The organism is Streptomyces griseiscabiei (assembly GCF_020010925.1).
Taxonomy (GTDB): Bacteria; Actinomycetota; Actinomycetes; order Streptomycetales; family Streptomycetaceae; genus Streptomyces; species Streptomyces griseiscabiei.
In genome coordinates this window covers 3,726,175-3,750,890 of the sequence record NZ_JAGJBZ010000001.1, presented here as the reverse complement: position 1 = coordinate 3,750,890, position 24,716 = coordinate 3,726,175, and the positions used below count along the sequence as shown (strand labels likewise).

The following is a 24,716-nucleotide window of genomic DNA, read 5'->3' as shown; positions in this document are numbered from 1 at the left end:
TCCGGCGACGGCAGGCGACGGCCGTCGGCGGCCGGCAGGGGCGGCGGAGACGCGGTCAGCCGTCCAGGCCGATGGCGAACGCGGCCTCCAGGTCGTGCTGCGAGTACGTCCGGAACGCCACATGGGTGTCGGTGCCCAGCACTCCGGGGATCTTGCTGATGGACCCGGGGATCACATCGGCCAGGTCGTCATGGGCCTTCACCCGGACCATGGCGACCAGATCGTAGGTACCGGTCACCGAAAACACCTCGCTCACGGATTCGAGCGCGGCGATCGATTCCGCGATCTCCGGAATCCGGTCCACGCTGGTCTTGATGAGCACGATCGCGGTGATCACGGCTGTTTCTCTCCCTCGGGGGCCGGAGCTGGGACGTTCGACGGGACATCCACGGGCGCCTTCACTCTAGCCCTCCGCCCATAACGCCCCCACGCGTAACAGAACCCCAGTCCGAACCCCACCAGATGCGCCAGATAGGCCACCCCCGGCCCGGCCGTCTGCCGCCCCGCCGCCAGCCACTGCAGGGTCACCCAGAACGGCAGGGTCACCCACGCCGGGAACCGCAGCGGGAGGAAGAAGAGGAACGGCAGCAGGCTCGTCACCCGCGCCCGGGGGAACAGGAAGAGGAACGCGCCGAGGACCGCGGAGATCGCCCCGGACGCGCCGACCAGCGACTGCGGCGACCCGGCGTGCGCCGCCGCGTACGCCACCAGCGCGAGAGCGCCGCAGCCGACGTAGAAGAGGGCGAACTCCACATGGCCCATGCGTTCCTCGGCCATCGCCCCGAAGACGAAGAGGAAGAGCATGTTGCCGAGCAGGTGCAGCCAGCTGCCGTGCACGAAGAGCGCGGTGAGCGGGGTGAGCGCCGCGCCCGGGGAGCCGTCGAACAGTTCGTCGGGGACGACGCCCCAGCGCCGGAAGTACGCCCGCTGCGCGGCGATCAGCTCCTCCCCGGTGCCGTACCCGGGGTTGAGTCCGGCCGCCGGCCCGATCAGGAAGAGCGCACAGCAGACGGCGATCAGCCCGTACGTCACCGGCGCCGACTCGTTTCGTACGGCCCGCCCGGCCGAGGTGCTCCACTTGCCGATCATGAGCAGAGCATGACGTAACGGGGCCTACCCGCACAGACCGCCTCGCCGCCCGCGGGGATCGGCCCCGCCGCCGGAGGCAATCCGCGCCGCCGCCACAGGTGAACGGGCGTCGAGTACCGGTCAGGCCGTAGGGTTACGAGCCACACGCACCGGGACGCCGGCGCTTCACGGAGACTGGAAGAAGGAAGAGCAGCCACGATGACGGTTCCCCTGCCGACGGACACGACCCGCTGGCGCTGCACGCTCTGTGGCAACCTCACGCGGTTCGACGTGACCCGCTCGTCGAAGGTCGTCGAGTACGTTCACCTCGACCTCGCCGGGGAGCCCAAGGTCGAGGAGCGCGACGTGGTCAGTGAGAACATCGAGTCGGTGCGCTGCCGCTGGTGCAACGCGGTGGACCAGGTGGAACTCGTGGACAGGCCGGGCGCCGGCTCCTGAGGGAGCGGGCACCGCACAGACAGTGGGGTGAGGATGGTGGAGAGCGCGAGCGGGGGGCCGGGCGACGGCCCCGCCGAGGTGCTCGACCGTCCGCTGCCCGAAGGCGTCCGTAAGCGCGTCGTGCAGATCGTCTCCGACGGCTTCGGCGGGCTCACCGTCGGCGAACTGCCCGCGCAGCTGCGGCAGTACGCCCGTTTCACCCCGACTCGCCGGGTGAAGTTCGCGGGCAACGCGATGGCCGCCGCCGTGGAGGGCGACACGCTGTTCAGACAGCGGATCGGGGAGCGGTTCCGGGAGGCCCACCCGGAGCTGGCCGACGCCCTCGACACGGGCGCGCCGCCCCCGGCCGCGGACCCGCTGGACGTGGCGGCCGCGGCCTATGTGCTGCGTCCCACGGGCTGGGTGAAGCTGGTCGCGGCGGCCGGTGAGGAGGCCCTGCGGGCGGACGCCGAGCGGGCCGGCGAGGAGAGCCGGGCCGAGCTGGAGCGGCTGCGCGAGCAGCTCGCCGAGGCCCGCGGCCACACCAAGGCCGAGACGGAACGGCTGCGCGCGGAGCTGGAGTCGGCGAAGAAGGAGGCCGACTCGATGCACCGCAAGCTCCGGGCCGCCCTCAGTGACGTCAAGCGCGGCGAGGCCGCCCTGCGCAAGCTGCACGCCGAGATGGAGACCGTGCGCGGCGAGAGCCACGCCCAGGTGTCCGCCGCCGAGAGCGAGAGCCGGCGGCTCAAGGCCCGGCTCGGTGAGGCGGAGGCCGCGCTGGAGGCCACCCGGCGGGCCGCCCGCGAGGGCCGCAGCGTCGAGGACATGCGGGTACGGCTGCTCCTCGACACCGTGCTGGACGCGGCCCAGGGGCTCCGGCGGGAGCTGGCGCTGCCGCCGGTCTCCGTACGGCCCGCCGAGACCGTCGACGCGGTGGAGCCCGGTCGGATGACCCCGAAGGACATCGCCGCCCGCGCGCTGTCGGAGAACGACCCGGCGATCCTGGACCAGTTGCTGGCGCTGCCGCAGGCGCATCTCGTCGTCGACGGCTACAACGTCACCAAGACCGGCTATCCGCAGATGCCGCTGGAGAAGCAGCGGCTCCGGCTGCTGGGTCAGCTCTCCCAGCTCGCCGCGCAGACCGGCGCCGAGGTCACCTGTGTCTTCGACGGGGCCGAGCTGGCCGCGCCGGTGCTGCTCGCGCCGCCGCGCGGGGTGCGGGTGCTGTTCTCCAAGCCCGGTGTCACCGCCGACGAGTTGATCCGCCGGCTGGTGCGCGCCGAACCGCCCGGCCGGCCGGTCATCGTCGCCTCCACCGACCGTGAGGTGGCCGACGGGATCGCGAAGGCCGGTGCGCGCCCGGTGGCCTCCGCCGTGCTCCTCAAGCGGCTTTCCTGACCCTTCGGTCGCGTCCGCCCCAACAGCAACGAACGGGCGCTATGCCCGAATTGATCGAAATGTTGCGCAACGTAGCGTCAATCGAGCGCTACCGCATGTGTGTTGAGTGTAAATTGTGCGCCGTGGGACGGGATTTTTCCTGTGGGGGATTTGAAGTGATCACCATTGGGTCACTAGGGTCTGGGCTCAAACCTCTGAACGGGTGATCGTCGCCGGAGTCCTGGCCGGCCGGTCGCTCATATGAAGGAGTTCCCTACCGTGGCGTCCCACCGTCGTCCCAAGCAGCCGAGCCGTACGCGTGTGACCGTGCTCACCACCGCCGCCGCCGCTGCTGTGGCCCTCACCTCGCAGGCCGCCAACGCCGCGCCCGCCGAGAAGCCGAGCAAGGACGACGTCCAGGCCAAGGTCCACAAGCTCTACGAGGACGCCGGGCGGGCCACCGACAAGCTCAACGGGGCCGAGGAGAAGCAGGAGAAGCTCGAGAAGGAGATCTCCACGATCCAGGACAACGTCGCCAAGGGTCAGGAAGAACTCAACGAGCTGCGGGAGGGCATAGGCCTGGCGGCCAGCGCCCAGTACCGCTCGGGCGGCATCGACTCCTCGATCCAGCTCTTCCTCTCCGCGGACCCGGACGACTACCTGGACAAGGCCGCCACGCTCGACCAGCTGACCAGCCAGCAGGTCGAGGCGCTGAAGAAGATCCAGGACAAGCAGCGCACGCTCGCGCAGCAGCGCCAGGAGGCCACGGAGAAGCTGGAGGACCTCGCCGAGACCCGCGAGACCCTGGCCGACAAGAAGAAGGAAGTCCAGGGCAAGCTGGCCGCCGCGCAGAAGCTCCTCAACAGCCTGACGGCCGAGGAGAAGGCCGCCCTGGACGAGCAGGAGACCCGCGCCAGCCGCGACGCCGGAGAGCGCGTCGAGCTCGGCGACGAGGCGCCCGCCTCCAGCTATGGCGCCGCCGCCCTCGCCGCCGCCGACACCCAGGTCGGCAAGCCCTATGTCTCCGGCGGCAGCGGCCCCAACTCCTACGACTGCTCCGGGCTGACCCAGTGGGCCTACGCCCAGGCCGGTGTCTCGATCACCCGGACCACGTACACCCAGCAGAACGACGGCACGAAGATCGGCCGCGACGCGCTCAAGCCCGGCGACCTGGTCTTCTTCAACGACCTGGGGCACGTCGGCCTCTACGCGGGCAACGGCATGGTCCTGCACGCCCCGTACCCGGGCAAGGTCGTCCGCTACGAGTCGATGAGCACCATCGGCAGCTTCCAGTTCGGTGTCCGCGTCGTCGGCTGACACCCGCTCCGCCTCGAAAACAGGGCCGACCGTCACACAGTGTGACGATCGGCCCTGTTTTTCTTCAAGATCAGGACACAGCGCCGCCCGAACGGGCGAATTCCCGCACCTCGTGCTGACCCCTTCACCCGCTGGTGACCTGGGCCCCGGACCGGACGTCACGCTCTGTGCCCGCGGAGGTCTTTGGCTGGGACCCGGTCGCGCGGCTACTGTCGGCCGCGCTTCCCTCACCCGCCGTGAGTGCGCCCCCTGCCGGGGACGTCCTCCGGGCCGGGGAGGGCCCTGTCCACCGTCGAAGGGAGTGCGGCTTCCCGTGGTGTCCCACAGTCGCCTTGTACCGTCCGGGTTCGACCGGGGCGCGGCCGCCGCCCTCGGTGTGCTGTCCGCCGCTGCCGCCGCCTTCGGCGCCATCCCCGTCCAGCAGGCCGCCGCCGCGCCGCACGACAACACCCGGGCCGAGGTGGACCGGTTGTACGAGGAGGCCGAGCGAGCCACCGAGGCCTACAACAAGGCCGACGAGCGCGCCGACGAGCTGCGCGAGCAGGTCGGCACCGCGCAGGACTCGATCGCCCGGCAACAGGACCGCGTCAACGCCATGCGGGAGTCGCTGGGTTCGCTCGCCGGCGCCCAGTACCGCTCCGGCGCCGTCGACCCGTCGATCGCCCTGCTGTTCTCCGACGACCCGGACGACTACCTCGACACGGCCGCCGCGCTGGACCGCATCAGCGCCCACCAGGCCGGCGAACTCCACGACCTCCAGCAGGCCATGCGCGGCCTCTCCCAGGACCGCGCGGAGGCCGGGGAGAAGCTCACCGAGCTGGAGAAGAGCCGCAAGGCCGTCGCCCAGCACAAGCGGGCCGTCGAGGGGAAGCTCGCGGCGGCCCGGCGGCTGCTCAACGCCCTCCCGGACGAGGAGCGCGAGGAGTACGACCGCGCCTCGCGCTCCAGCGCCACCGGCCGCACCGACATGCCGGACCCCGCCGGCGCCGTCGCCCCCAACGGCCGGGCCGCCGCCGCCGTCGCCGCCGCCCGCTCCGCCCTCGGCAAGCCGTACGTGTGGGGCTCCACCGGACCCCACGGCTTCGACTGCTCCGGCCTCATGGTCTGGTCGTACGGCCAGGCCGGCGTCGGTCTGCCGCGCACCTCGCAGGCCCAGCGGTACGCCGGCACCCAGGTCCCGCTCTCCCAGGCCCAGCCCGGCGACCTCGTCACCTACCGGCCCGACGCCAGCCATGTCGGCATGTACGTCGGCAACGGCCAGGTCATCCACGCCCCCTACCCGGGCGCCCCGGTCCGCTACGACCCCGTCGGCATGATGCCGGTCGCCTCGGTCACCCGCCCCTGACCGCACCCCGGGTCCCGGCCGTCCTGCCGTACGGCGACCGGGGCCCCGTACGATCGGGAACGTGGCTGGTCGAAGGCGTACGGCGGGTCCCCGGCCCGGGGCGGGGGTCCGGCGCGGGCTCCCGGGGCCCGGAGGCGTTCCCGCGGTGGTCGCGCTCTGCCTCGCCCTCCTCGTCGGCTGCGGCGGCGACGCGACCCCCGACACCGCCCGCGCCGAGGTGCAGCGGATGCTCGACCGGCGGGCCGCGGCCGTCCTGGACCGGGACGGGTCCGCCTATCGGGCCACCGAGGCGACCAGCACCTCCGTCCCCGGCCAACTGGCCACCGGGACCGCCGAGTTCGTCAACCTCCGCGCGCTGCCGCTGGCCTCCTGGTCGTACGCCCTCGACTCCTTCCACCGCTCCGGCGACCGGGCCACGGCCGAGGCGGCTCTGCGCTACCGGATCCGTGGCTACGACCGGGCGCCCGTCACCGCCGTACGGACCCTGACCCTCGTCCGGGGCGGCGACGGGGCCTGGCGGGTCGCCGCCGACGAGCCCTCGGACAAGGGCACCGAACAGCTGTGGGAGCAGGGCCGGATCGTCGCCGTCCGGGGGGAGCGGAGCCTTGTGCTCGGCGTCGGGCGGCCGGCCGAGGCCCTGCGCGGGTACACGGCGCTGGCGGACCGGGCCGTGCCCGCCGTGACGGAGGCGTGGGGCGAGGACTGGGCGCGGCGGGTCGTGGTCGTCGTACCGGAGTCGCTGGACGAGATGGCGGGGCTGCTGGGGGCGCCCGCGTCCGGGTACCGGGGGATCGCGGCGGTCACCACGGGGGAGGCGGGGGGTTCGGCGAAGACGCCCGCCGACCGGATTGTCGTCAACCCCGACGCGTACGCCGTCCTCGGCGACTTCGGCCGGCAGGTCGTCCTCACCCACGAGACGACCCATGTCGCCACCCGCGCCCACACCGACGCCGCGACCCCGCTCTGGCTCTCCGAGGGCTACGCGGACTGGGTCGGCTACCGCGGCACCGGCCGCACGGCCGCGGAGGTCGCCCCCGAGCTGCGGCGAGCGGTGGCCGAGGGCCGCGTCCCGGCCGCCCTCCCCGCCGACTCCGCGTTCGGCTTCTCCGACGACGCCGGGAAGCTCGCCCAGGCGTACGAGGGGGGCTGGCTGGCCTGCCGTCTCATCGCCGACCGGTGGGGTGAGGTGAGGCTCGACGAGTTCTACCGGGCGGTGGGGGCGCACGAGCGGCGGGAGGGGGCCGTGGAGGGGGCGCTGGAGGAGGTCCTGGGGACGACGGTGGGGGACTTCACGGCGCGGTGGCGGGAGTATGTGCGGGCGCAGTTGGGGTGAGCGGGTTGGGTTGAGCGGGTTGGGTTGAGCGGCGGGGTGCGTTGTCGGGTGCCGGCCCGGTGGGGCTTCTCGCGCAGTTCCCCGCGCCCCTAAAGCCCAGGCCCTTGCGGGCCTGGAAGGCGGCGGGGGGAGGAGGGCGGGCTTGCTGAAGGCGGGCGTGGGCGGTCTCGAAGGCGGGGGCGGGCGGATCCGCAGATGGCGGGTGCGCGGGCGTGAAAGCGGCGATCAGGCGGGCCGGAAGACGCCGGTCAGGCGGCCGGGAAAGGCGCCGGGTGGGCGGCCGGGAAAGGCGCTGGTCAGGCGGGCTGGAAAGGCGGCGGTCAGGCGGGGAAAAGCACGGGGCGTAGCCCCTGCTTTTCAGGGGCGCGGGGAACTGCGCGAGAAGTCCCGCGGGCCCGCACCCGACAGCGCACCCCGGCCCGGCCCGTGCGGCAGCACCACCGTGTCCTGCCACAGCACGACCGCGGAGCGCACCGCCGCCAGGACCAGCAGCCCGTTGCGGACGAAGAGGAGGGTGACGCCCAGCCAGTCGCTGGCGACGACATGGGCGAACCAGACCGGGAACTCCAGGACGGTCACGAAGGACGCGGCCAGGACCATGCCCGCCGGGACCCCCATCCGGCTCGCCCGGAAGCAGAGACAGACGGCCGCGAGCCCGACCAGCCAGACCATGTACTGGGGGCTGATCACCCGGCTCGTGGCCGTGAACATCAGCACCGCCACGAACGCCGCGTCCGCGAGCGTGTGCGGAGCGAACCGCCGCGCCCGCACCCGCCACAGCAGCAGCCAGGCGAAGGCCGCCCCGCTGAGCAGCAGCGCCGCGTCGCTCACGGCGCCCACATACGCGCCGAGGAATTCCACCGAGCCGTAGTTGAGCAGCACCTCGCCGTCCCAGCCGAACTGCCGGGCCACATGGAAGACGAGGGCGCCCAGCGACTCCACCTCGGTGCCCCGGTCCCGCTGGAACGTCAGGAAGGCGAAGGCGCCCGGCAGGGAGGCCGCGAACAGCCCGGCCACCACCAGCCCCGTGCCCACCGCCCACGCCCAGGCCGTACGCCCGCGGGCGCCCAGGAGCAGCAGCGCCGGCCACACCTTCAGCAGGGCCGCGAAGGCCGTCAGCGCCCCCATCAGGCGCGGACGGCGACTGCCCGCGAGCAGGGCGGCGACCGCCACCGCCGTCACCATCACGTCGTAGCGGGCGTAGGCGGTCGGGCCCAGCAGCGGCAGGCCCACCGCCCACACCCACGCGCCGCGCCAGGTCTTCCCGGGACGCCCGCCCGCGTACAGCAGCAGCGTGAGGACCACGAGGTCGGCGAGGAGGGCGAGGACGAAGAACGCCGACGCGTAGTCCAGGAAGGGCAGCAGCGCGGGGGAGAGGATCGCGAGCGCGGCGGCGGGTGGGTACTGCCAGGTGACGTCGTCCAGCGGATACGTTCCGCCGCGCAGGGTCCCGTACCAGCCGTGGTAGATCGCCGAGACGTCGGTGGTGACGTCCGGGCCCGGGAACACGTACACCTTGAAGACGAACAGCAGCAGGAGCAGCCGGGTGACGCCCCAGAGCGTGAGCAGCCCGAACGGGAGCCGCCGGGCGCCCGTCATGTCCGTCTGAGCCACGTGAGTCCCTGTCCGTCTGCGTTCTGGTGCGCGGGTGTGGGGGACATGATCCCCCGCCGGCCTGTGAAGCGGCCGTGCAGCACGGCCGGGGCGGGTGCGGAGGTGCTCGCGGAGGTGTGCGGGCGCCTGGGGGCGGTGGGCCCGTGCCGGTTCGGTAGGGTCGGCGGCGATGCACAAGACCCTGATCGTGACCAACGACTTCCCGCCCCGGCCCGGCGGCATCCAGGCGTTTCTGCACAACATGGCGCTGCGGCTGGACCCCGAGCGGCTCGTCGTCTACGCGTCGACGTGGAAGCGCGGCCGGGAGGGTGCCGAGGCCACGGCCGCCTTCGACGCCGAGCAGCCCTTCACCGTCGTCCGCGACCGGACGACCATGCTGCTGCCGACGCCCGCGGTCACCCGCCGCGCGGTCTCGCTGCTGCGCGAGCACGGCTGTACGTCGGTGTGGTTCGGCGCGGCGGCCCCGCTCGGTCTGATGGCCCCCGCGCTGCGCCGGGCGGGCGCGGAACGGCTGGTGGCCACCACGCACGGCCACGAGGCGGGCTGGGCGCAGCTGCCCGCCGCCCGGCAGCTGCTGCGGCGGATCGGCGAGGGCACGGACACGATCACCTATCTCGGCGAGTACACCCGCTCCCGGATCGCCACGGCCCTCACCCCCGAGGCGGCCGGCCGGATGGTCCAACTGCCGCCCGGCGTCGACGAGAAGACCTTCCACCCGGCCTCCGGCGGCGACGAGGTCCGCGCCCGGCTCGGGCTCACCGACCGCCCGGTCGTCGTCTGCGTCTCCCGCCTCGTGCCGCGCAAGGGGCAGGACACGCTGATCGAGGCGATGCCCGGCATCCTCGCCGGGGAGCCGGAGGCGGTGCTGCTGATCGTCGGCGGCGGCCCGTACGAGAAGGAGCTGCGCCGGCTCGCCCGGGAGAAGGGCGTCGCCGGGTCCGTCCGCTTCACCGGCGCCGTCCCCTGGTCCGAGCTGCCCGCCCACTACGGCGCCGGTGACGTCTTCGCCATGCCGTGCCGCACCCGCCGGGGCGGTCTGGACGTCGAGGGGCTGGGGATCGTCTACCTGGAGGCCTCCGCCACCGGCCTGCCCGTCGTCGCGGGCGACTCCGGGGGCGCCCCCGACGCCGTCCTCGACGGCGAGACCGGCTGGGTCGTCCGGGGCGGCTCCCCGACCGACGCCGCCGAACGCGTCGTCACCCTCCTCGGCGACCCGGAGCTGCGGGCCCGTATGGGACAGCGGGGACGGGAGTGGGTGGAGGAGAAGTGGCGCTGGGATCTGTTGGCAGAAACTTTGAAAACGCTGCTGTAGCCCGGTAGGGGGCTCGGGGAGCTGCGCGACCAGCCACAAGACGACCGGAACTCGCCTTCCAGGAGCACCCGGCACCCCGGTAGGCGCCACCCGGCACGGCGGAGCCCCTAGCCGGATCCGAATAATCCGCACATGCTGCGCACATGACAGCAAAACTGATGCAGCGTCAGCTGACGAGACGTCACATACTTGGAATGGCCGCCCTCCAGACGGCGGCCGGCCTCGGCCTCACCCGCATCGGCCTCCAGTCCGCCCAAGCGGCGGAGCCCGCCGCCGTCGACAACGCCCCGGCGATCGTCATCGGCTCCGGCTACGGCGCCGCCGTCGCCGCCCTCCGGCTCGGCCAGGCCGGTATCCGCACCCTCGTCCTGGAGATGGGCCGGGCCTGGACCACGCCCGGCTCCGACGGCAAGATCTTCTGCTCCACCAGGGAGCCGGACGAGCGGTCCATGTGGTTCAAGACCCGAACCGAGGCCCCGCTCGCCACCTTCCTCTGGCTGGACGTCGTCAACCAGGACATCAGCGCCTACCCCGGCGTCCTCGACCGCGTCCGCTACGCCAACATGTCCGTCTTCCTCGGCCGGGGCGTCGGCGGCGGCTCCCTGGTCAACGGCAGCATGGCCGTCACGCCCCTCCAGTCCTACTTCGCCGAGCAGTTCCCGACCGTCGACACCACCGAGATGTACTCCACGTACTTCCCGCGCGCCCGCGCCATGCTCGGCGTCAACACCGTCGACCCCGCCTGGTTCGAGTCCACCGAGTGGTACCGCTTCAGCCGGATCTCCCGCGCCCACGCGGCGAAGACCGGCCTGAAGACCACCTTCGTACCCAGCGTCTACGACTTCGGTTACATGCAGCGCGAGGCGGCGGGCACGGCGACCAAGTCGGCCCTCGGCGGAGAGGTCATCTACGGCAACAACCACGGCAAGAAGAGCCTCGACAAGACCTACCTCGCCGCCGCCCTCGGCACCGGCAACGTCACCATCCACACCATGGAACGGGCCCGGGGCATCCGCCGGCTGAGCGACGGCACCTACGTCGTCACCGTCGACCGCATCGACGACACGGGCGCGGTCGTCGAGACCAAGGAGTACGGCTGCACCTACCTGTTCCTCGGCGCCGGCAGCGTCGGCACCACCGAACTCCTCGTCCGCGCCCGGGCGAAGGGCACCCTGCCCGCGCTGAACGCCAGTGTCGGCGCCGGCTGGGGCTCCAACGGGAACGTCATGCTCGGCCGGGCCAACCACCTCTGGGACACGGTCGGGGCGAACCAGTCGACCATGCCGGTCATGGGCATCGACGACTGGGCCAACACCGCCAACCCCGTCTTCGCCGAGATCGCCCCGCTGCCCACCGGCCTCGAACACTGGGTCAGCCTCTATCTGGCGATCACCAAGAACACCGAACGCGCGTCCTTCACCTACGACGCCGCGACCGACTCGGCGAAGCTCGGCTGGAGCGCGGCCCAGAGCGCGGTCTCCTCGTCCATGGCCAAGAAGCTCTTCGACCGGATCAACTCCGCCAACAGCACGATCTACCGGTACGACCTGTTCGGCTCGTCCAACAAGGTGTTCGCCGACGACTTCACGTACCACCCGCTGGGCGGCTGCGTCCTCGGGAAGGCGACCGACGACTACGGGAGGGTGAAGGGGTATTCGAAGCTGTATGTCACCGACGGCTCGCTCGTGCCCGGCTCGATCGGGGTGAACCCGTTCGTCACGATCACCGCGCTCGCCGAACGCACGATGGCGCGGGTCCTCGTGGAGGACACCGCGCCCTAGCCTCGTACGTGTCTGACTACTTCTGGTAGATCGCCTCGATCTCGTCCGCGTAGTCCTTCGCCACCACGTTGCGCTTGAGCTTCAGGGACGGCGTCAGGTGGCCCGACTCCTCCGTGAACTGGGAGGACAGAATGCGGAACTTCCGCACCGATTCCGCCTTCGACACCGCGGCGTTGCCGTCGTCGATCGCGGCCTGCACGGCCGCGTTCAGATCGGCGTCCGCGCTCAGCGACGCCGCGGTGGAGCCCGCCGGCTTGCCGTGCTCGGCGGCCCAACGGCCCAGGAACTCCTCGTCGACGGTGACCAGCGCGCCCACGAACGGGCGCCCGTCACCCACCACCATGCACTCCGCGACCAGGGCGTGCGCCCGGATACGGTCCTCGATCACGGCCGGGGCGACGTTCTTGCCGCCCGCGGTGACGATGATCTCCTTCTTGCGGCCGGTGATGCTGAGATAACCGTCCTCGTCGAGGGTGCCGATGTCACCGGTGTGGAACCAGCCGTCGGCCAGTGCCTCCTCGGTCGCGCCCGGGTTGTTCCAGTACTCCTTGAACAGGTGCTCGCCGTGCAGCAGCACCTCCCCGTCGTCCGCGATCCGGATCACGGAACCCGGCAGCGGCTGCCCGACCGTACCGATCTTCTGCCGGTCCCAGGGGTTGAACGCGGTCGCCGCACAGGACTCGGTCAGGCCGTAGCCCTCCAGGACCGTGAAGCCGATGCCGCGGAAGAAGTGGCCGAGGCGCTCGCCCAGCGGGGCGCCGCCCGAGATCGCGTACTCGCCCTTGCCGCCGAGCACCGCGCGCAGCTTGCTGTAGACCAGCTTGTCGAACACCTTGTGCTTGATCTTCAGACCGAGGGCCGGGCCCGACGCGGAGTCCAGCGCCCTGCTGTACGCGATCGCCGTGTCCGCGGCCTTGTCGAAGATCTTGCCCTTGCCGTCCGCCTGCGCCTTGGCCCGCGCCGAGTTGTAGACCTTCTCGAACACCCGCGGCACACCGAGGATCAGCGTCGGCCGGAAGGAGGCCAGCTCGTCGGTGAGGTTCTTGATGTCCGGCACGGTGCCCAGCTTGATCGGCGCCATCATCGGCGCGACCTGCACGAGCCGTCCGAAGACATGCGCGAGCGGGAGGAACAGCAGCACCGAGCACTCGCCCGTACGGAACAGGGGCCGCAGCCGCTCCACCACGTTCCCGCACTCGGCGAAGAAGCTGCGGTGGGTGAGGACGCATCCCTTGGGACGGCCGGTGGTGCCCGAGGTGTAGACGATGGTCGCCGGGTCGTCGGCCTTCGCCATGGAGCTGCGCTCCTCCACGGCCCGGTCCGTGACGCCCTGGCCGAGGCGGCCCAGTTCCTCCACCCCGCCGCCCTCGATCTGCCACACGTGCTTCAGCTCCGGCAGCCGGTCACGTACCGACTCGACGGCGGCCGTGTGCCCGTCCAGCTCCACGATCATGGCGGTCGCGCCCGAGTCGGCGAGGATCCACTGCACCTGCTCCGCGGAGCTGGTCTCGTACACCGGCACGGTGACCGCGCCCGCCGACCAGATCGCGAAGTCCAGCAGGGTCCACTCGTACCGGGTACGGGACATCAGGGCGACCCGGTCGCCCGGCTGGATCCCGGCGGCGATCAGCCCCTTCGCGGCGGTGCGCACCTCGGCCAGGAACTGGACGGCGTTCACGTCCTGCCAGGCGCCGCCGACCTTGCGGGCGATGACGGCGACATCGGGATGCTGCGCGGCGTTTCTGCGGACGATGTCGGTCAGATTGCCGTCCGTCGGGACCTCGTACAAAGCCGGAAGGCTGAACTCGCGCAAGACTGCTGCTCCTCATAGGGCGCCGGCGCCACGACTCTGTGTTGCTGCGACGGTGCGGTCCAAGGCTGGGCGAGCGCTCAGGTCCCATGTCGTTCCTTGGGCCTTACTGGTTGAAAACCTGAGCACAACTGGACTGCCCGGACGTTACCCGTCGGTATGGCATCTCCGCGAGGGGGGTCCGGTGAGATGTTCTCCGCGTCACACATGTGGGTTCTCCCGGGAAGAATAATCCCCCCACTTGCTGACTGGCCAGTAACCGCACGTCCGGACGGCACTGTTCACGTATGCGGCACACGCCTACGCTTGATCGCCATGGCACGCACACCGGGCGGTAACGGCAGAACGCGCATCCATGTGGTCAGCGACGTGCACGGCAACGCGCGCGACCTGGCCCGGGCGGGTGAGGGCGCCGACGCCCTGGTGTGTCTGGGCGACCTGGTCCTCTTCCTCGACTACGCCGACCACTCCCGCGGCATCTTCCCCGACCTCTTCGGCGCGGAGAACGCCACCCGGCTCGTCGAGCTGCGCACCGCCCGCCGCTTCGAGGAGGCGCGTGAGCTGGGCGCCCGGCTCTGGGCGGGCGTCGGCGAGGAGCGCTCCACCGTGATCGAGAAGGCCGTCCGCAAGCAGTACGCCGAGATGTTCGCGGCCTTCCCGACACCGACGTACGCGACCTACGGCAATGTCGATATGCCGGGGCTGTGGCCGGAGTTCGCGGGGCCGGGGACGACCGTGCTGGACGGCGAGCGGGTGGAGATCGGCGGATGGGTCTTCGGCTTCGTGGGAGGCGGTCTGCGCACACCCATGCGGACGCCGTACGAGATCAGCGACGAGGAGTACGCGGCCAAGATCGAGGCGGTCGGGGAGGTGGACGTGCTGTGCACCCACATCCCGCCGGAGGTTCCCGAGCTGGTGTACGACACGGTGGCGCGCCGCTTCGAGCGGGGGAGCCGGGCGCTGCTGGACGCGATCCGTCGTACGCGCCCCCGGTACTCGCTGTTCGGCCATGTCCACCAGCCGCTGGCGCGGCGGATGCGGATCGGGGCGACCGAGTGTGTGAACGTGGGGCACTTCGCGGGGAGCGGGAAGCCATGGGCGCTGGAATGGTGAGTCCCCGCAAGCGGTAGCCTTCACGCTGCACATACGTGCGCACCCACCTCCCTCACCGGAACGTCTCTGGAGGAGCCACGGCGATGGCGGAATTCACCAGTTCGAGCATCACGATCGAGGCTGCGGCGGCCGACGTCATGGGAGTGATCGCCGACTTCGCCCGCTACCCGGACTGGACGGGCGAGGTGAAGGAGGCGGAGGTCCTGAAGACCGACGGCCAGGGCCGCGCCGAGCAGGTCCGGCTGGTCATGGACGCGGGCGCGATCAAGGACGACCAGACGCTGGGATACACCTGGACCGGGGCGAACGAGGTGTCCTGGACGCTGGTCAAGTCCCAGATGCTTCGGTCTCTCGACGGCTCCTACATCCTCAAGCCGGTGAGCGACTCGGTGACCGAGGTGACCTACCAGCTCACCGTCGACGTCAAGATCCCCATGCTCGGCATGATCAAGCGCAAGGCGGAGAAGGTCATCATCGACCGCGCCCTGGCGGGTCTGAAGAAGCGGGTGGAGTCGGGGGCGTAGTCTCCGGCGCGGCACGGGTGGACGCGGGCGGCGCCGGGGTCGGCTCCGCTGGGTTACCGTTCACCCCCATGCGCACCATCCTGATCACCGGGCAAGGCGGCAGCGGCCGTACGACGGTCGCCGCGGCCACGGCGCTGGACGCGGCCCGCGAGGGCACGCGGACGCTCGTGCTGAGCGCGGACCGGACCGACGGCCTGGGCGCGGTGCTCGGGGTGGCGACCGGGGCGGAACCCGTCCGGGCCGTGCCGAACCTCACCGCCTGGCGCCCCGACGCCGCGGCCGGCTTCCGCGAGGACCTCGTCGCCTTCCAGCGGCGCGCCACCTCCGTCCTCGACCTGCTGGGCGCGGGACGGCTGGACGCCGAGGAGCTCACCCCCCTCCCCGGCGCCGAGGAACTCGCCCTGCTCCGGGCCCTGCGCGACGCCGCCCTCTCGGAGGCGTACGACCTGCTCGTCGTCGACCTGCCGCCCTCGCCCGAGGCCCTCGCCCTGCTCGGCCTCCCGGAGGAGCTGCGCCGCTATCTGCGCCGTCTCCTCCCGCCCGAGCGGCAGGCGGCCCGCGCCCTGCGGCCGGTCCTCGGACGGCTCGCCGGGGTGCCGATGCCCGCCGAGTGGCTGTACGAGACGGCCGCCCGCTGGGACGTCGAACTGGCCGCCGTCGCGGCCGTCGTCGAGGACCCGGGCACCAGCGTGCGGCTGGTCGCCGAACCGGGCCCGGCCGGCGCCGACCACGTACGCCTCGCGAGCGTCGGACTCGCCCTGCGGGCCCTCCCCGTGGATCTGCTGATCGCCAACCGCGTGCTGCCCGAGCGCACCCACGACACCTGGCTCGCCGGTCTCGTCGCCCAGCAGCGCAAGACGCTGGAGGAGTGGACGGAGGCCCCCGCGACGGGACGGACCCGACCCGTCCGGGGCGTCGCCCACCTCGGCCACGACCCCCGGGGCGTCGACGACCTCACCGCTCTGCACGTCCCCGGTGCGGGTGACGTCCCAGCCCGCGTCGACTGGGCCGTCACCGACAGGCTCGGGGACGAGGGCGTGCTCGTCTGGCACATCCCGCTGCCCGGGGCGATACGGGACGAGCTGGATCTCGTCCGGCGCGGCGACGAGCTGGTCGTCACGGCAGGGCAGTTCCGCCGTATCGTGCCGCTGCCGTCCGCACTGCGCCGCTGCACGGTCGACGGCGCGGCCCTGCGCGACGGCGAGCTGAGGGTCCGTTTCGCGCCGGACCCCCGGTTGTGGCCCCGGACACGGTGAACCGCATACGCCCGTTCGGGTAACGTCGAAGGTACGAACCGTAGGCAGGAGCCCGCCATGAGCGAAGAGCGCCCCCCGTCCGACGCCGCTCACGAGGACGCGTCCGCTCACAAGGACGCGGCCGAGGCGCGGACGGCCGAGTCGGTACGCGAGAGCGACCGGGTGCGCGCCACCGATTCCGACGCCTGGGCGACGGCGTGCGAGGAGGACCTCGCCGCGGAGAAGGCCCGCCGCCGGGCGCAGTACGGGCCGCCGCCGGGCTCGGCCGCCGAGGAACTGCGCAAGCTGGTCGACACCGTCGCGGACAAGCTGTCCGGGCTGCAGTCGCCGTTGCTCGGCGCGGTCGCCGGAGGCGCGGCCCAGCAGATGGTCCGCCAGGTGGTCCGGCAGGCCAAGGACGCCGTCGAACCCGTCATCGAACGCAACCCGGACGTCTTCGACCATCTCGCCGCCGCCGGCGGCGAACTGCTCGCCGCGTACCGCTCCGCCGTCGAGGCCCAGGAGCGCCGCTGGACGAACCGGGACACCTCCCACCGGGGAGATCGCGACCAGGGCGACGATCCGGGCCCCGGAGAACGCATCGACCTGGACTGACGGCGGGCCGTCCGCACGCCGGACGCCTGGAGTCCCGGGGCAGGGCCTCGGGTACGGTTGGCCGTAGCGGGGCTCGACCGAACTGAGGGATTCATGGGACTCACCATCGGCGTCGACATCGGCGGTACCAAGATCGCGGCCGGTGTGGTCGACGAGGAAGGCAACATCCTCTCGACCCACAAGGTGCCGACCCCGGGCACGCCCGACGGGATCGTGGACGCCATCGCCGCCGCCGTCGAGGGCGCGCGAGCCGGACACGAGATCGTCGGTGTCGGCATCGGCGCGGCCGGTTACGTCAACCGGCAGCGGTCGACGGTCTACTTCGCCCCCAACATCGACTGGCGCAACGAGCCGCTCAAGGAGAAGGTCGAGGCCCGTGTGGGCCTGCCGGTCGTCGTGGAGAACGACGCCAACGCCGCCGCGTGGGGCGAGTACAAGTTCGGCGCGGGCAAGGGCCACCGCAACGTCATCTGCATCACCCTCGGCACCGGCCTCGGCGGCGGCATCATCATCGGCAACGAGCTGCGCCGCGGACACTTCGGCGTCGCCGCCGAGTTCGGCCACATCCGCATGGTCCCCGACGGGCTGCTCTGCGGCTGCGGTTCGCAGGGCTGCTGGGAGCAGTACGCCTCCGGCCGCGCCCTCGTCCGCTACGCCAAGCAGCGCGCGGGCGCCGCCCCGGAGAACGCGGAACTGCTCCTCGGCCTCGGCGACGGCAGCCCCGACGGCATCGAGGGCAAGCACATCTCCATGGCCGCCCGCCAGGGCGACCCGGTCGCCGTCGACTCCTACCGCGAACTCGCCCGCTGGGCCGGCGCCGGTCTCGCCGACCTCGCCTCGCTCTTCGACCCCTCCGCGTTCATCGTCGGCGGCGGTCTCTCCGACGAGGGCGAACTGGTCCTCGACCCCATCCGCAAGTCCTACAAGCGCTGGCTCGTGGGCGGCAACTGGCGCCCGGTCGCCGAGGTCATCGCCGCCCAACTGGGCAACGAGGCGGGCCTGGTGGGCGCGGCCGACCTGGCGAGAGAACCCGACCCGATCATGTAGCCACCGGCTGGCGGCAACCCCGCGCCCTTCAGGGGCGCGGGGAACTGCGCGAACAGCCACGACGCACCCGCAGTCGCGAACGGACAAATGCCCCGAGCTCTTGGGCGTATCTTGATCCATATGGCGACCACCCCGCTGCCCAACTCCCGTACCGATTCCGACGGTTCGGCGACCATCCGCGTCCTCAGCTACAACATCCGCTCCATGCGCGACGACACGGACGCCCTCGCCCGAGTGATCACCGCCTGCGCCCCCGACCTGGTCCTCGTCCAGGAGGCCCCCCGCTTCTTCCGCTGGCGCAAGAAACTCGCCCGGCTCGCCGCGGCCTCCGGCCTGGTCACCCTCTCCGGCGGCGCCACCGCCTCCGGCCCCGCGCTGCTGTGCGGCCTGCGCGCCACGGTCGAACACACCGAGGACGTCCTGCTGCCGCTCACCCCCGGTCTGCACCGACGCGGCTTCGCCACGGCGGTGGTCCGCTTCGGCCGCGCCCGCCTCGGCGTCCTGTCCTGCCACCTCTCCCTGCAGCAGGACGAGCGGTACGAACAGGGCGGCCTCCTCCTCGACCACCTGGCCGGCCTGGGCGTGACCCACGCGGTCGCGGGCGGCGACCTCAACGAGCGCCCCGGCGGCCGTACGTTCCGCCGCCTCGCCGGCGAACTGCAGGACTGCTGGGCCACCACCCCCTGGGGCGGCGAGTACAGCTCCACCCCCACCGACCCCCACCAGCGCATCGACGCGATCCTGGCCACCGGCGGCATCGAGGTCCTCGGCTGCGGCGTCCCCCTCGACCACCCCGGCGTCACCGACGACGACCTGAGGGCGGCCACGGACCACCTCCCGGTCCTGGCCGCCCTCAGGGTCCCCGCCGAGGCCTGAGGGGTCCCGCCCGCTAGCCCGCGGCCGACGGGTACTGCTTGGCCCGGTCGACGATCGCCCAACTGTCCAGGTACGAGAGCTGGGTGTACGTCTTCATGTCCTTCCCGTCGCCCGAGGAACGCACGTCACGGAAACCGAGGAAGGCGCACGTCACCGGGTCGAAGATGAAGAAGCCGCCGTAGGAGAAGGTTCCTCCGGGCAGGTTCGGGGCCTGGTAGGTGATGGCCACGCCCACCCGTCCCTTGGCGTCCTTCTGGTTCGGCACCGCCTTGACGCCCGGCACCATCCCGAGTGCCTCGTACGCCGCCGGCCGCAGTCCTTCCGGCATCACCGGGACCAGCTTGAGCAGTCCGGCGAGGCTGAAGTGGATGCGCGTCCACTCCTCGTCGCTGATGTCCGCCAAGGAGGTGTTCTCCCCCTGGCGCCCGGAGGACTTCCGCTCGATCGCCAGGATCAGCCGCTCCGGGTCGGTCGGCAGTTTGCGCAGCTCGCTCCACTCCTGCGGCGGCCACACGCTCTCGTTGGCCGCCAGCGGCGGTGCCCACCACCCCTTGCCGAGCTCCATGACCCAGGAGCGCTTGGAGCCGTCCACCGAGTGCCAGTTCTCGGCGACGTACGTCTTCGTCCTCCCGCTCTTCCGCTCGGTCTCCTTGATGATCTCCTTGGTGTACATGAACTGGTCGTCCCGCGGGCTGACCTGCTTCTCGTGCTGCCGCGCGTACGCCGCCGCCCCGTTGAGCACCGTCCTCGCGCTCACGTTCCGCATCGGCGGCAGATCGGTGACCGGCGGCTTCGCGGTCCCGCCCGGGCCGTCGTCGCGGTCGTGCCGCACGGCGACCAGGACACCGGCGGTGACGGCGGCGGCGACCACCCCGCTCAGCGCGATCCGCAGCACCGGACGGCGGTGTACCGGTGCGGTGAGCCGGAGGCCCGGCCCGCGCGGCCGGTCCGTGTCCGGCGCGGTGATCGTGGCGAGCAGCCGGGCCCGCCCACGCCGCCGGGTCTCCTCGTCCAGCGGGGGCGCCCCCGCGTCGTAGTCGGCGAGGTCCCGCAGCTCCCGAGAGACCCTCGGATCGTCGATGTCACGCATGGGCGTCTGCCTCTCGGAAAGCGGTCGGATCGGATCCGCCCAGTGCTTCGCGCAGTCTGCCGCGAGCCCGGTTCAGCCGGGATCTGATCGTGCCGACGGGCACGTCGAGGGCCTGGGCCGCCTCCTCGTAGTCGAGACCGGCCCAGGCCACCAGCAGCACCACGTCCCGGTGCCGGGCGGACAGCCCGGCCAGCGCTGCGGCCAGCTCCCGGCGCACCCCCGTGGCACCGGCCCTGGCGACCGCCCGGTCCGCGACCGGCTCCTCGTGCTCCACCGGCTCCGGCAGCCGGGCCAGCGCCCGGAAGCGGCGCGCCTCGGCCCTGCGGTGCCGGCCTATGAGGTTGGTGGCGATACCGAACAGCCACGGGCGGGCCTCGGCCCGGGACAGGTCGTACGTGTGCCGCCGCTGGAAGGCGATGACGAAGGTCTCCGCCATCAGGTCCTCGGCCGCCTCGGGACCCAGCCGCCGGGCCGCGTAACGGTGCACGGCGTCGGCGTGGCGGTCGTAGAGGACGGCGAACAGCTCGGGTTCGTCCCGGGACCGCTCGATCACGAGGGCGTCACTCTCCTCGCGATCCCGGTCGCGGGTGCCGACGCCCGGCGGGCCGACGGTCATCGGAGCTCCTCTCGTTCGTCCGAACACCTCGAAGGCCTGGGCTCGTTCGGGTCGTGCACCCGTACTTCGCCGTTCACCGGAATCGAGTTCCCTTGCCCTGCCTTCCTCGCCTTCCTCGTCAGCGTCAGCGTCAGGGTCGCCCTCGCCCTCACCGTCGTGCGACAGCGGCGAGGGCCCGCCCGGAACGTTCCCGGGCGGGCCCTCGTCCTCCTACGAGACGGCGGTGACGGTGGGTCAGACGACCGCGCCCCGCCCCGGGTCGCCGTCGTCCTCGTCGTCGCCCTTCATCCGCATCACCAGCGTGGCGAAGCCGCCGAGGAAGCCGCCGATGCCCACAGTCGTGAGCCACCAGGTCATCTCCCAGCCGAGCAGCACGGCGAGCAGCAGCAGGACCGGGCCGCCGATCACCCCCAGCCAGGCGAACTTGGAGGTCGCATCGGCCTCGGGGAGCGGGGGCGGCTCGGGCGGCACGAAGTGGCCCTCGTCGTCCTCGCCGTCGTCCTCGTCGCCCTTGTCCGGGTCCTCGCCGACCGGGTCGGGCACGCTGTAGTCCCGTGGACCCGCGCCGACACCGGGGGCGAACGCGACCGAGCTGCCCAGCGGCTTGGGGGCCGCGGGGCCGGCGGCGGCATCGGGGGACTTGTCCGGGGTGTCCTCCGGCTCGGCCTCGATCAGGGCCAGGTCCTCCACCGACCTGAACGGCTTGGCGCCCGGAGGGTCCGGCGGTTCGTCCCCGAACCCGGCGACGATGGCCTGCCACGCCGCGTCCTCGTCGAACGGCACGTGCTGCTCCTCGCCCGCGTGCTGCTCCTCGGACGGCGGCCCGCCCGGCGTCTCACCGGACGAGGCGCCCGCGGAACCGCCGGCAGAACCGCCCGTGGAACCGCCCGGGGAGTCGCCGGGCGAGGCGCCGAGGGGCGCTCCCTTCTCCTCCGGCTCACGCTCGGAGTCGTGCTCAGCCACCAGTGGCCGTCCCTTCCCTCTGCTCCAAGGATCCCGGACCGCTCCGCTCCACGGACCCCGGATCAGACTGCTGTACGGATTCAGCCTGCTGTACGGATTCCGCGCCGGACTCCTTCATCCGAGCCGCCCCGGACTCCGCCACGAGCCGGGTGACGAACGCGTGGCTCTCCTCGAAGATCCGGTCCGCGTCGTGGTCCAACGTCGCGACATGGTGGCTCTGTTCCAGCAGGATCTCCGTGACGTCCGTCGACGACACCCGGCCGAGGACCCGCTCGGAGTCGACGGGCGGCACCACATGGTCCCGCGGGCTGTGCAGCAGCAGCAACGGCTGGGTCACCTGGGGCAGTTCGCCGTCGACCAGGCGCAGGAAACCGCGCAGCGAGTGCGCCGCGTGCAGCGGCACATGGCTGTACCCGACCTCCTCGACGCCCTCCTTGGCTATGTCGCTGGTGATCCCCCTGGTGGTGGGGACGAAGTGCCGGAGCAGGGGGAGGGCGTGCGCGGCCGGGCCGTGCACCTTGTTGGCCGGGTTGACGACCATCACGCCGGTGACCGCGTCCCCGTGCTTCGCGGCCAGCCGCAGCGCCAGCGCGCCGCCCATGGACAGCCCCGCGACGAAGACGTGCGCACAGCGCTCGCGCAGGACCCGCAGCTCGCGGTCCACCTCCGCGTACCAGTCCTGCCAGCCGGTGGGGCGCATGTCCTCCCAGCGGGTGCCGTGTCCCGGCAGCAGGGGCAGCGCGACGGTCAGGTCCCGCGCGGCGAGATACTCCGCCCAGGGGCGCAGCGACTGCGGTGACCCGGTGAATCCGTGGCAGAGGAGGACTCCGACCTCCCCGCCCTCGTGGTGGTACGGCTCGGCTCCAGGAAGGACCGGCACGGTTCGGTCTCCTGTTCATGAGAAGGGTGTGAATGAGTCCGGATGTGGTTCACCGTACGCGACCGCACTGACACCGACCAGGGGCTTCGCGCGGCGGGGGGCCGACACCGACCAGGGGCGCAGGACGCATCCTCCGGCGTCCGGGTTAAGGTCTGATCCACGGATCACAGAGAGGCACTCGGTTGTTGTACGGCGCGATGAAGGTCGCTATCGGGGGACCGCTCAAGGTCACCTTCAGGCCCTGGGTGGAGGGCCTGGAGAACATTCCGGCCGAGGGCGCCGCGATCCTCGCGAGCAACCACCTCTCCTTCTCGGACTCGTTCTTCCTCCCCGCGGTCCTCGACCGCAAGGTCACCTTCATCGCGAAGGCCGAGTACTTCACCACCCCCGGGATCAAGGGAAAGCTGACGGCCGCCTTCTTCAAGGGCGTCGGCCAGCTCCCGGTGGACCGCTCGGGTGCCCGCGGCGCGGGCGAGGCCGCGATCAAGAGCGGGATAGACGTCATCGAGAGCGGTGAGCTGTTCGGGATCTACCCCGAGGGCACCCGCTCGCCCGACGGCCGCCTCTACCGGGGCAAGCCCGGCGGCCTGGCCCGGGTGGCACTCGCCACCGGCGCGCCCGTGATCCCCGTCGCCATGATCGACACGGAGAAGATCCAGCCCCCCGGCAAGGTCCTGCCGAAGGTGATGCGCCCCGGCATCCGGATCGGCAAGCCCCTCGACTTCAGCCGCTACCAGGGCATGGAGCACGACCGCTTCGTCCTGCGGGCGCTGACCGACGAGGTCATGTACGAGATCATGAAGCTCTCCGGCCAGGAGTACGTCGACATCTACGCGACCGCCGCCAAGCGGCAGATCGCGGACGCGGCCAAGGCGGAGAGGGAGGCCGACAAGGCCGCCCGGGCCGCCCTCGCCAAGGCGGAGAAGGAACACGCGGCCAGGGAGCAGCGGGAACAGGCGGACCGGACCCGGGGCGACAAGGACCGGCCGGCTTCGTAACGGCCGCGTTCCCGGGTACGGTCGCGTTCCCGGACACGACCGTCGTGGGCGGGGTGGGGTGGGGGCATGCCGAAGCGCGAGCGGGTCATGACGATGTCGGTCGAGCAGCCGCTGTGGCGTGCGCTCACCGGCTACCGGGTCCTGACGACGATCTACGCCGTCGGCCTCTTCGTCAGCGCCTACGACAAGTTCGAGCGCCCCTGGCTGGCCGTCGCCTACTTCGCGGTGCTGGCCGGCTGGACCCTGGTGACCCTGCCCAAGGTCGCGAACGCCGCGAGCTGCACCAAGCGGTTCCTGGCGGCCGACCTCACCGTCGCGATCGTCGGCATCCTGCTCACCCGGCTCGCCGACTCGACCGCGCGGGTGGAGGCCGGAGGCCCCACGCTGCCGTCGATATGGACCGCCGGGGCCGTGCTGGCGTTCGCCATCAAGGGCGGCTGGCGCTGGGCCGCCTTCGCCTCCACGCTGGTGGCCGTCGCCAACCTGATCCACCGGGGCGCCCCCACCCGCGACACCGTCCACAACGTGCTGCTGGTCTGGGTCGCCTCCATCGCCATCGGATACGTCGTCGAGGTCGCCCGCGCCTCCGAGCGCACCCTCGCCCGTGCCCTGGAGATCGAGGCCGCCACCCGCGAACGGGAACGCCTCGCCCGGGACATCCACGACGGCGTTCTCCAGGTCCTCGCCATGGTCCAGCGGCGCGGCACCGCCCTCGGCGGCGAGTCGGCGGAGCTGGGCCGGATGGCCGGCGAGCAGGAGGTCGCCCTGCGCACCCTGGTCTCCGGCGGCCTGGTCCCCGTCTCCCGGGTCTCCGAGGACGCGGCGCGCGGAGCGCTGGTCCGGGCGGTGGACGAACCGGACGGGCCCGAAGACGCCTCGGACCCCGTGGACCTGCGTGCCCTCCTCGCCCCGTACGCCGGTGCCACGGTCACTTTCTCCGAGCCCGGCGGCCCGGTGCCGCTCGCCCCGGGGCCCGCGCGGGAGCTGGCGGCGGCCGTCGGCGCGGCCCTGGACAATGTGCGCGAGCACGCGGGCGACGGGGCCCGGGCCTGGATCCTGGTCGAGGACTGGCCCGACGAGATCATCGTGACCGTACGGGACGACGGCCCCGGCATCCCCGACGGCCGGCTCGCTCAGGCCGAGGGCGAGGGCCGGCTCGGGGTGGCCCTCTCCATCCGGGGACGGCTGCGCGACATCGGCGGCACGGCCGAACTGATCTCGGTGCCCGGGCAGGGCACGGAAGTGGAACTGAAGGTGCCCAAGGCCGCGCAAGGGCCGAAGGGCGTACGGGGGAAGGCGGAGAAGCGATGACGGAACGCGTGGAGCGGCAGGAGAGCGTGCGCGGCGGCGGACCGGCGGACGCG

23 protein-coding genes are annotated in these 24,716 nt (G+C 72.2%); 15 read left to right on the top strand and 8 right to left on the bottom strand.

Features of this window, described 5'->3' with window-relative positions; all coding sequences use genetic code 11:
- Positions 1-55: 55 nt before the first annotated feature.
- Both J8M51_RS16375 and J8M51_RS16370 read right to left on the bottom strand, forming a co-directional pair.
- Positions 56-337, bottom strand: coding sequence for an Lrp/AsnC family transcriptional regulator (locus J8M51_RS16375; protein WP_033528170.1), 282 nt, complete (start codon positions 335-337; stop codon positions 56-58).
- Positions 334-1,089 carry a rhomboid family intramembrane serine protease gene (locus J8M51_RS16370; protein WP_086760484.1) on the bottom strand — a complete coding sequence of 252 codons (756 nt, stop codon included), beginning with the start codon at positions 1,087-1,089 and terminating at the stop codon, positions 334-336. The genes J8M51_RS16375 and J8M51_RS16370 overlap by 4 nt, the downstream gene beginning before the upstream one ends.
- 198 nt (positions 1,090-1,287) lie before the next feature.
- Between J8M51_RS16370 and J8M51_RS16365 the strand changes: the two genes are divergently transcribed.
- The 5 genes from J8M51_RS16365 (at position 1,288) to J8M51_RS16345 (ending at position 6,878) form a co-directional block, all read left to right on the top strand.
- Entirely contained in the window at positions 1,288-1,527 is a 240-nt protein-coding gene (locus tag J8M51_RS16365) for a hypothetical protein (protein ID WP_086760482.1), read from the top strand.
- Between the two features lie 33 nt (positions 1,528-1,560).
- Positions 1,561-2,904 carry an NYN domain-containing protein gene (locus J8M51_RS16360; protein WP_086760481.1) on the top strand — a complete coding sequence of 448 codons (1,344 nt, stop codon included), beginning with the start codon at positions 1,561-1,563 and terminating at the stop codon, positions 2,902-2,904.
- A 258-nt stretch (positions 2,905-3,162) separates the two neighbouring features.
- A complete protein-coding gene (locus tag J8M51_RS16355; protein WP_179203323.1) occupies positions 3,163-4,200 on the top strand; it encodes a C40 family peptidase in 1,038 nt (345 codons plus the stop codon).
- A gap of 313 nt (positions 4,201-4,513) precedes the next feature.
- Positions 4,514-5,545, top strand: coding sequence for a C40 family peptidase (locus J8M51_RS16350; RefSeq protein ID WP_086760477.1), 1,032 nt, complete (start codon positions 4,514-4,516; stop codon positions 5,543-5,545).
- Positions 5,546-5,606: 61 nt separating this feature from the next.
- Entirely contained in the window at positions 5,607-6,878 is a 1,272-nt protein-coding gene (locus tag J8M51_RS16345; RefSeq protein WP_398856176.1) for a hypothetical protein, read from the top strand.
- Between the two features lie 357 nt (positions 6,879-7,235).
- Here J8M51_RS16345 and J8M51_RS16340 read toward each other — a convergent pair whose 3' ends face one another.
- On the bottom strand, positions 7,236-8,477 hold the full coding sequence (locus tag J8M51_RS16340; RefSeq protein WP_179203483.1) for a glycosyltransferase family 87 protein: 1,242 nt from the start codon (positions 8,475-8,477) through the stop codon (positions 7,236-7,238).
- A gap of 184 nt (positions 8,478-8,661) precedes the next feature.
- Between J8M51_RS16340 and J8M51_RS16335 the strand changes: the two genes are divergently transcribed.
- Together J8M51_RS16335 and J8M51_RS16330 are read left to right on the top strand one after the other, a co-directional pair.
- Positions 8,662-9,804 (top strand): glycosyltransferase family 4 protein, encoded by a 1,143-nt coding sequence (locus J8M51_RS16335; RefSeq protein WP_086763236.1) that lies wholly within the window; start codon positions 8,662-8,664, stop codon positions 9,802-9,804.
- 158 nt (positions 9,805-9,962) lie between these two features.
- The gene (locus tag J8M51_RS16330; protein ID WP_455568189.1) at positions 9,963-11,585 is read left to right on the top strand and encodes a GMC oxidoreductase; all 1,623 of its coding nucleotides are present in this window, start codon (positions 9,963-9,965) and stop codon (positions 11,583-11,585) included.
- Positions 11,586-11,601: 16 nt separating this feature from the next.
- Here J8M51_RS16330 and J8M51_RS16325 read toward each other — a convergent pair whose 3' ends face one another.
- Complete coding sequence (locus J8M51_RS16325; RefSeq protein ID WP_267299234.1) at positions 11,602-13,398, bottom strand: AMP-dependent synthetase/ligase; 1,797 nt, start codon at positions 13,396-13,398, stop codon at positions 11,602-11,604.
- Positions 13,399-13,752: 354 nt separating this feature from the next.
- Here J8M51_RS16325 and J8M51_RS16320 point away from each other — a divergent pair, with 354 nt between their 5' ends.
- From J8M51_RS16320 to J8M51_RS16295, 6 genes are all read left to right on the top strand, one after another.
- Positions 13,753-14,508: a metallophosphoesterase family protein gene (locus tag J8M51_RS16320; protein ID WP_179203373.1), complete on the top strand. Its 756-nt coding sequence runs from the start codon at positions 13,753-13,755 to the stop codon at positions 14,506-14,508.
- Between the two features lie 83 nt (positions 14,509-14,591).
- A complete protein-coding gene (locus tag J8M51_RS16315) occupies positions 14,592-15,032 on the top strand; it encodes an SRPBCC family protein (protein ID WP_086761256.1) in 441 nt (146 codons plus the stop codon).
- A 68-nt stretch (positions 15,033-15,100) separates the two neighbouring features.
- The gene (locus J8M51_RS16310) at positions 15,101-16,288 is read left to right on the top strand and encodes an ArsA family ATPase (protein ID WP_086761257.1); all 1,188 of its coding nucleotides are present in this window, start codon (positions 15,101-15,103) and stop codon (positions 16,286-16,288) included.
- 57 nt (positions 16,289-16,345) lie between these two features.
- A complete protein-coding gene (locus tag J8M51_RS16305) occupies positions 16,346-16,882 on the top strand; it encodes a DUF5304 domain-containing protein (protein ID WP_086761259.1) in 537 nt (178 codons plus the stop codon).
- A 93-nt stretch (positions 16,883-16,975) separates the two neighbouring features.
- Positions 16,976-17,929, top strand: coding sequence for an ROK family glucokinase (locus J8M51_RS16300; RefSeq protein WP_086761262.1), 954 nt, complete (start codon positions 16,976-16,978; stop codon positions 17,927-17,929).
- A 120-nt stretch (positions 17,930-18,049) separates the two neighbouring features.
- Positions 18,050-18,805 (top strand): endonuclease/exonuclease/phosphatase family protein, encoded by a 756-nt coding sequence (locus J8M51_RS16295; protein WP_086761264.1) that lies wholly within the window; start codon positions 18,050-18,052, stop codon positions 18,803-18,805.
- 13 nt (positions 18,806-18,818) lie between these two features.
- On the opposite strand, the gene J8M51_RS16290 is transcribed toward J8M51_RS16295, so the two are convergent.
- The 4 genes from J8M51_RS16290 to J8M51_RS16275 form a co-directional block, all read right to left on the bottom strand.
- Positions 18,819-19,895, bottom strand: coding sequence for a CU044_5270 family protein (locus J8M51_RS16290; protein ID WP_086761266.1), 1,077 nt, complete (start codon positions 19,893-19,895; stop codon positions 18,819-18,821).
- Positions 19,888-20,511, bottom strand: a complete 624-nt coding sequence (locus J8M51_RS16285) for an RNA polymerase sigma factor (RefSeq protein WP_086761268.1) — start codon at positions 20,509-20,511, stop codon at positions 19,888-19,890. The genes J8M51_RS16290 and J8M51_RS16285 overlap by 8 nt, the downstream gene beginning before the upstream one ends.
- A gap of 234 nt (positions 20,512-20,745) precedes the next feature.
- Positions 20,746-21,474 (bottom strand): hypothetical protein, encoded by a 729-nt coding sequence (locus tag J8M51_RS16280; RefSeq protein ID WP_086761270.1) that lies wholly within the window; start codon positions 21,472-21,474, stop codon positions 20,746-20,748.
- On the bottom strand, positions 21,467-22,354 hold the full coding sequence (locus J8M51_RS16275) for an alpha/beta hydrolase (protein WP_086761272.1): 888 nt from the start codon (positions 22,352-22,354) through the stop codon (positions 21,467-21,469). Before J8M51_RS16275 ends, J8M51_RS16280 begins: the two co-directional genes overlap by 8 nt.
- 197 nt (positions 22,355-22,551) lie before the next feature.
- Between J8M51_RS16275 and J8M51_RS16270 the strand changes: the two genes are divergently transcribed.
- Both J8M51_RS16270 and macS read left to right on the top strand, forming a co-directional pair.
- Positions 22,552-23,352 carry a lysophospholipid acyltransferase family protein gene (locus J8M51_RS16270; protein ID WP_086761274.1) on the top strand — a complete coding sequence of 267 codons (801 nt, stop codon included), beginning with the start codon at positions 22,552-22,554 and terminating at the stop codon, positions 23,350-23,352.
- Positions 23,353-23,418: 66 nt separating this feature from the next.
- The gene (gene macS, locus J8M51_RS16265; RefSeq protein ID WP_179203372.1) at positions 23,419-24,663 is read left to right on the top strand and encodes a MacS family sensor histidine kinase; all 1,245 of its coding nucleotides are present in this window, start codon (positions 23,419-23,421) and stop codon (positions 24,661-24,663) included.
- Positions 24,664-24,716 lie beyond the last annotated feature (53 nt).

Bases quoted from the DNA above. Each gene is read 5' to 3' on its own strand.
- J8M51_RS16370 (WP_086760484.1), bottom strand. From the start codon at position 1,089: ATGATCGGCAAGTGGAGCACCTCGGCCGGGCGGGCCGTACGAAACGAG.
- J8M51_RS16290 (WP_086761266.1), bottom strand. From the start codon at position 19,895: ATGCGTGACATCGACGATCCGAGGGTCTCTCGGGAGCTGCGGGACCTC.
- J8M51_RS16270 (WP_086761274.1), top strand. From the start codon at position 22,552: ATGAAGGTCGCTATCGGGGGACCGCTCAAGGTCACCTTCAGGCCCTGG.
- J8M51_RS16295 (WP_086761264.1), top strand. From the start codon at position 18,050: ATGGCGACCACCCCGCTGCCCAACTCCCGTACCGATTCCGACGGTTCG.
- macS (WP_179203372.1), top strand. From the start codon at position 23,419: ATGCCGAAGCGCGAGCGGGTCATGACGATGTCGGTCGAGCAGCCGCTG.
- J8M51_RS16285 (WP_086761268.1), bottom strand. From the start codon at position 20,511: ATGACCGTCGGCCCGCCGGGCGTCGGCACCCGCGACCGGGATCGCGAG.
- J8M51_RS16300 (WP_086761262.1), top strand. From the start codon at position 16,976: ATGGGACTCACCATCGGCGTCGACATCGGCGGTACCAAGATCGCGGCC.
- J8M51_RS16305 (WP_086761259.1), top strand. From the start codon at position 16,346: ATGAGCGAAGAGCGCCCCCCGTCCGACGCCGCTCACGAGGACGCGTCC.
- J8M51_RS16360 (WP_086760481.1), top strand. From the start codon at position 1,561: ATGGTGGAGAGCGCGAGCGGGGGGCCGGGCGACGGCCCCGCCGAGGTG.
- J8M51_RS16315 (WP_086761256.1), top strand. From the start codon at position 14,592: ATGGCGGAATTCACCAGTTCGAGCATCACGATCGAGGCTGCGGCGGCC.
- J8M51_RS16365 (WP_086760482.1), top strand. From the start codon at position 1,288: ATGACGGTTCCCCTGCCGACGGACACGACCCGCTGGCGCTGCACGCTC.
- J8M51_RS16310 (WP_086761257.1), top strand. From the start codon at position 15,101: ATGCGCACCATCCTGATCACCGGGCAAGGCGGCAGCGGCCGTACGACG.
- J8M51_RS16335 (WP_086763236.1), top strand. From the start codon at position 8,662: ATGCACAAGACCCTGATCGTGACCAACGACTTCCCGCCCCGGCCCGGC.
- J8M51_RS16330 (WP_455568189.1), top strand. From the start codon at position 9,963: ATGCAGCGTCAGCTGACGAGACGTCACATACTTGGAATGGCCGCCCTC.
- J8M51_RS16340 (WP_179203483.1), bottom strand. From the start codon at position 8,477: ATGACGGGCGCCCGGCGGCTCCCGTTCGGGCTGCTCACGCTCTGGGGC.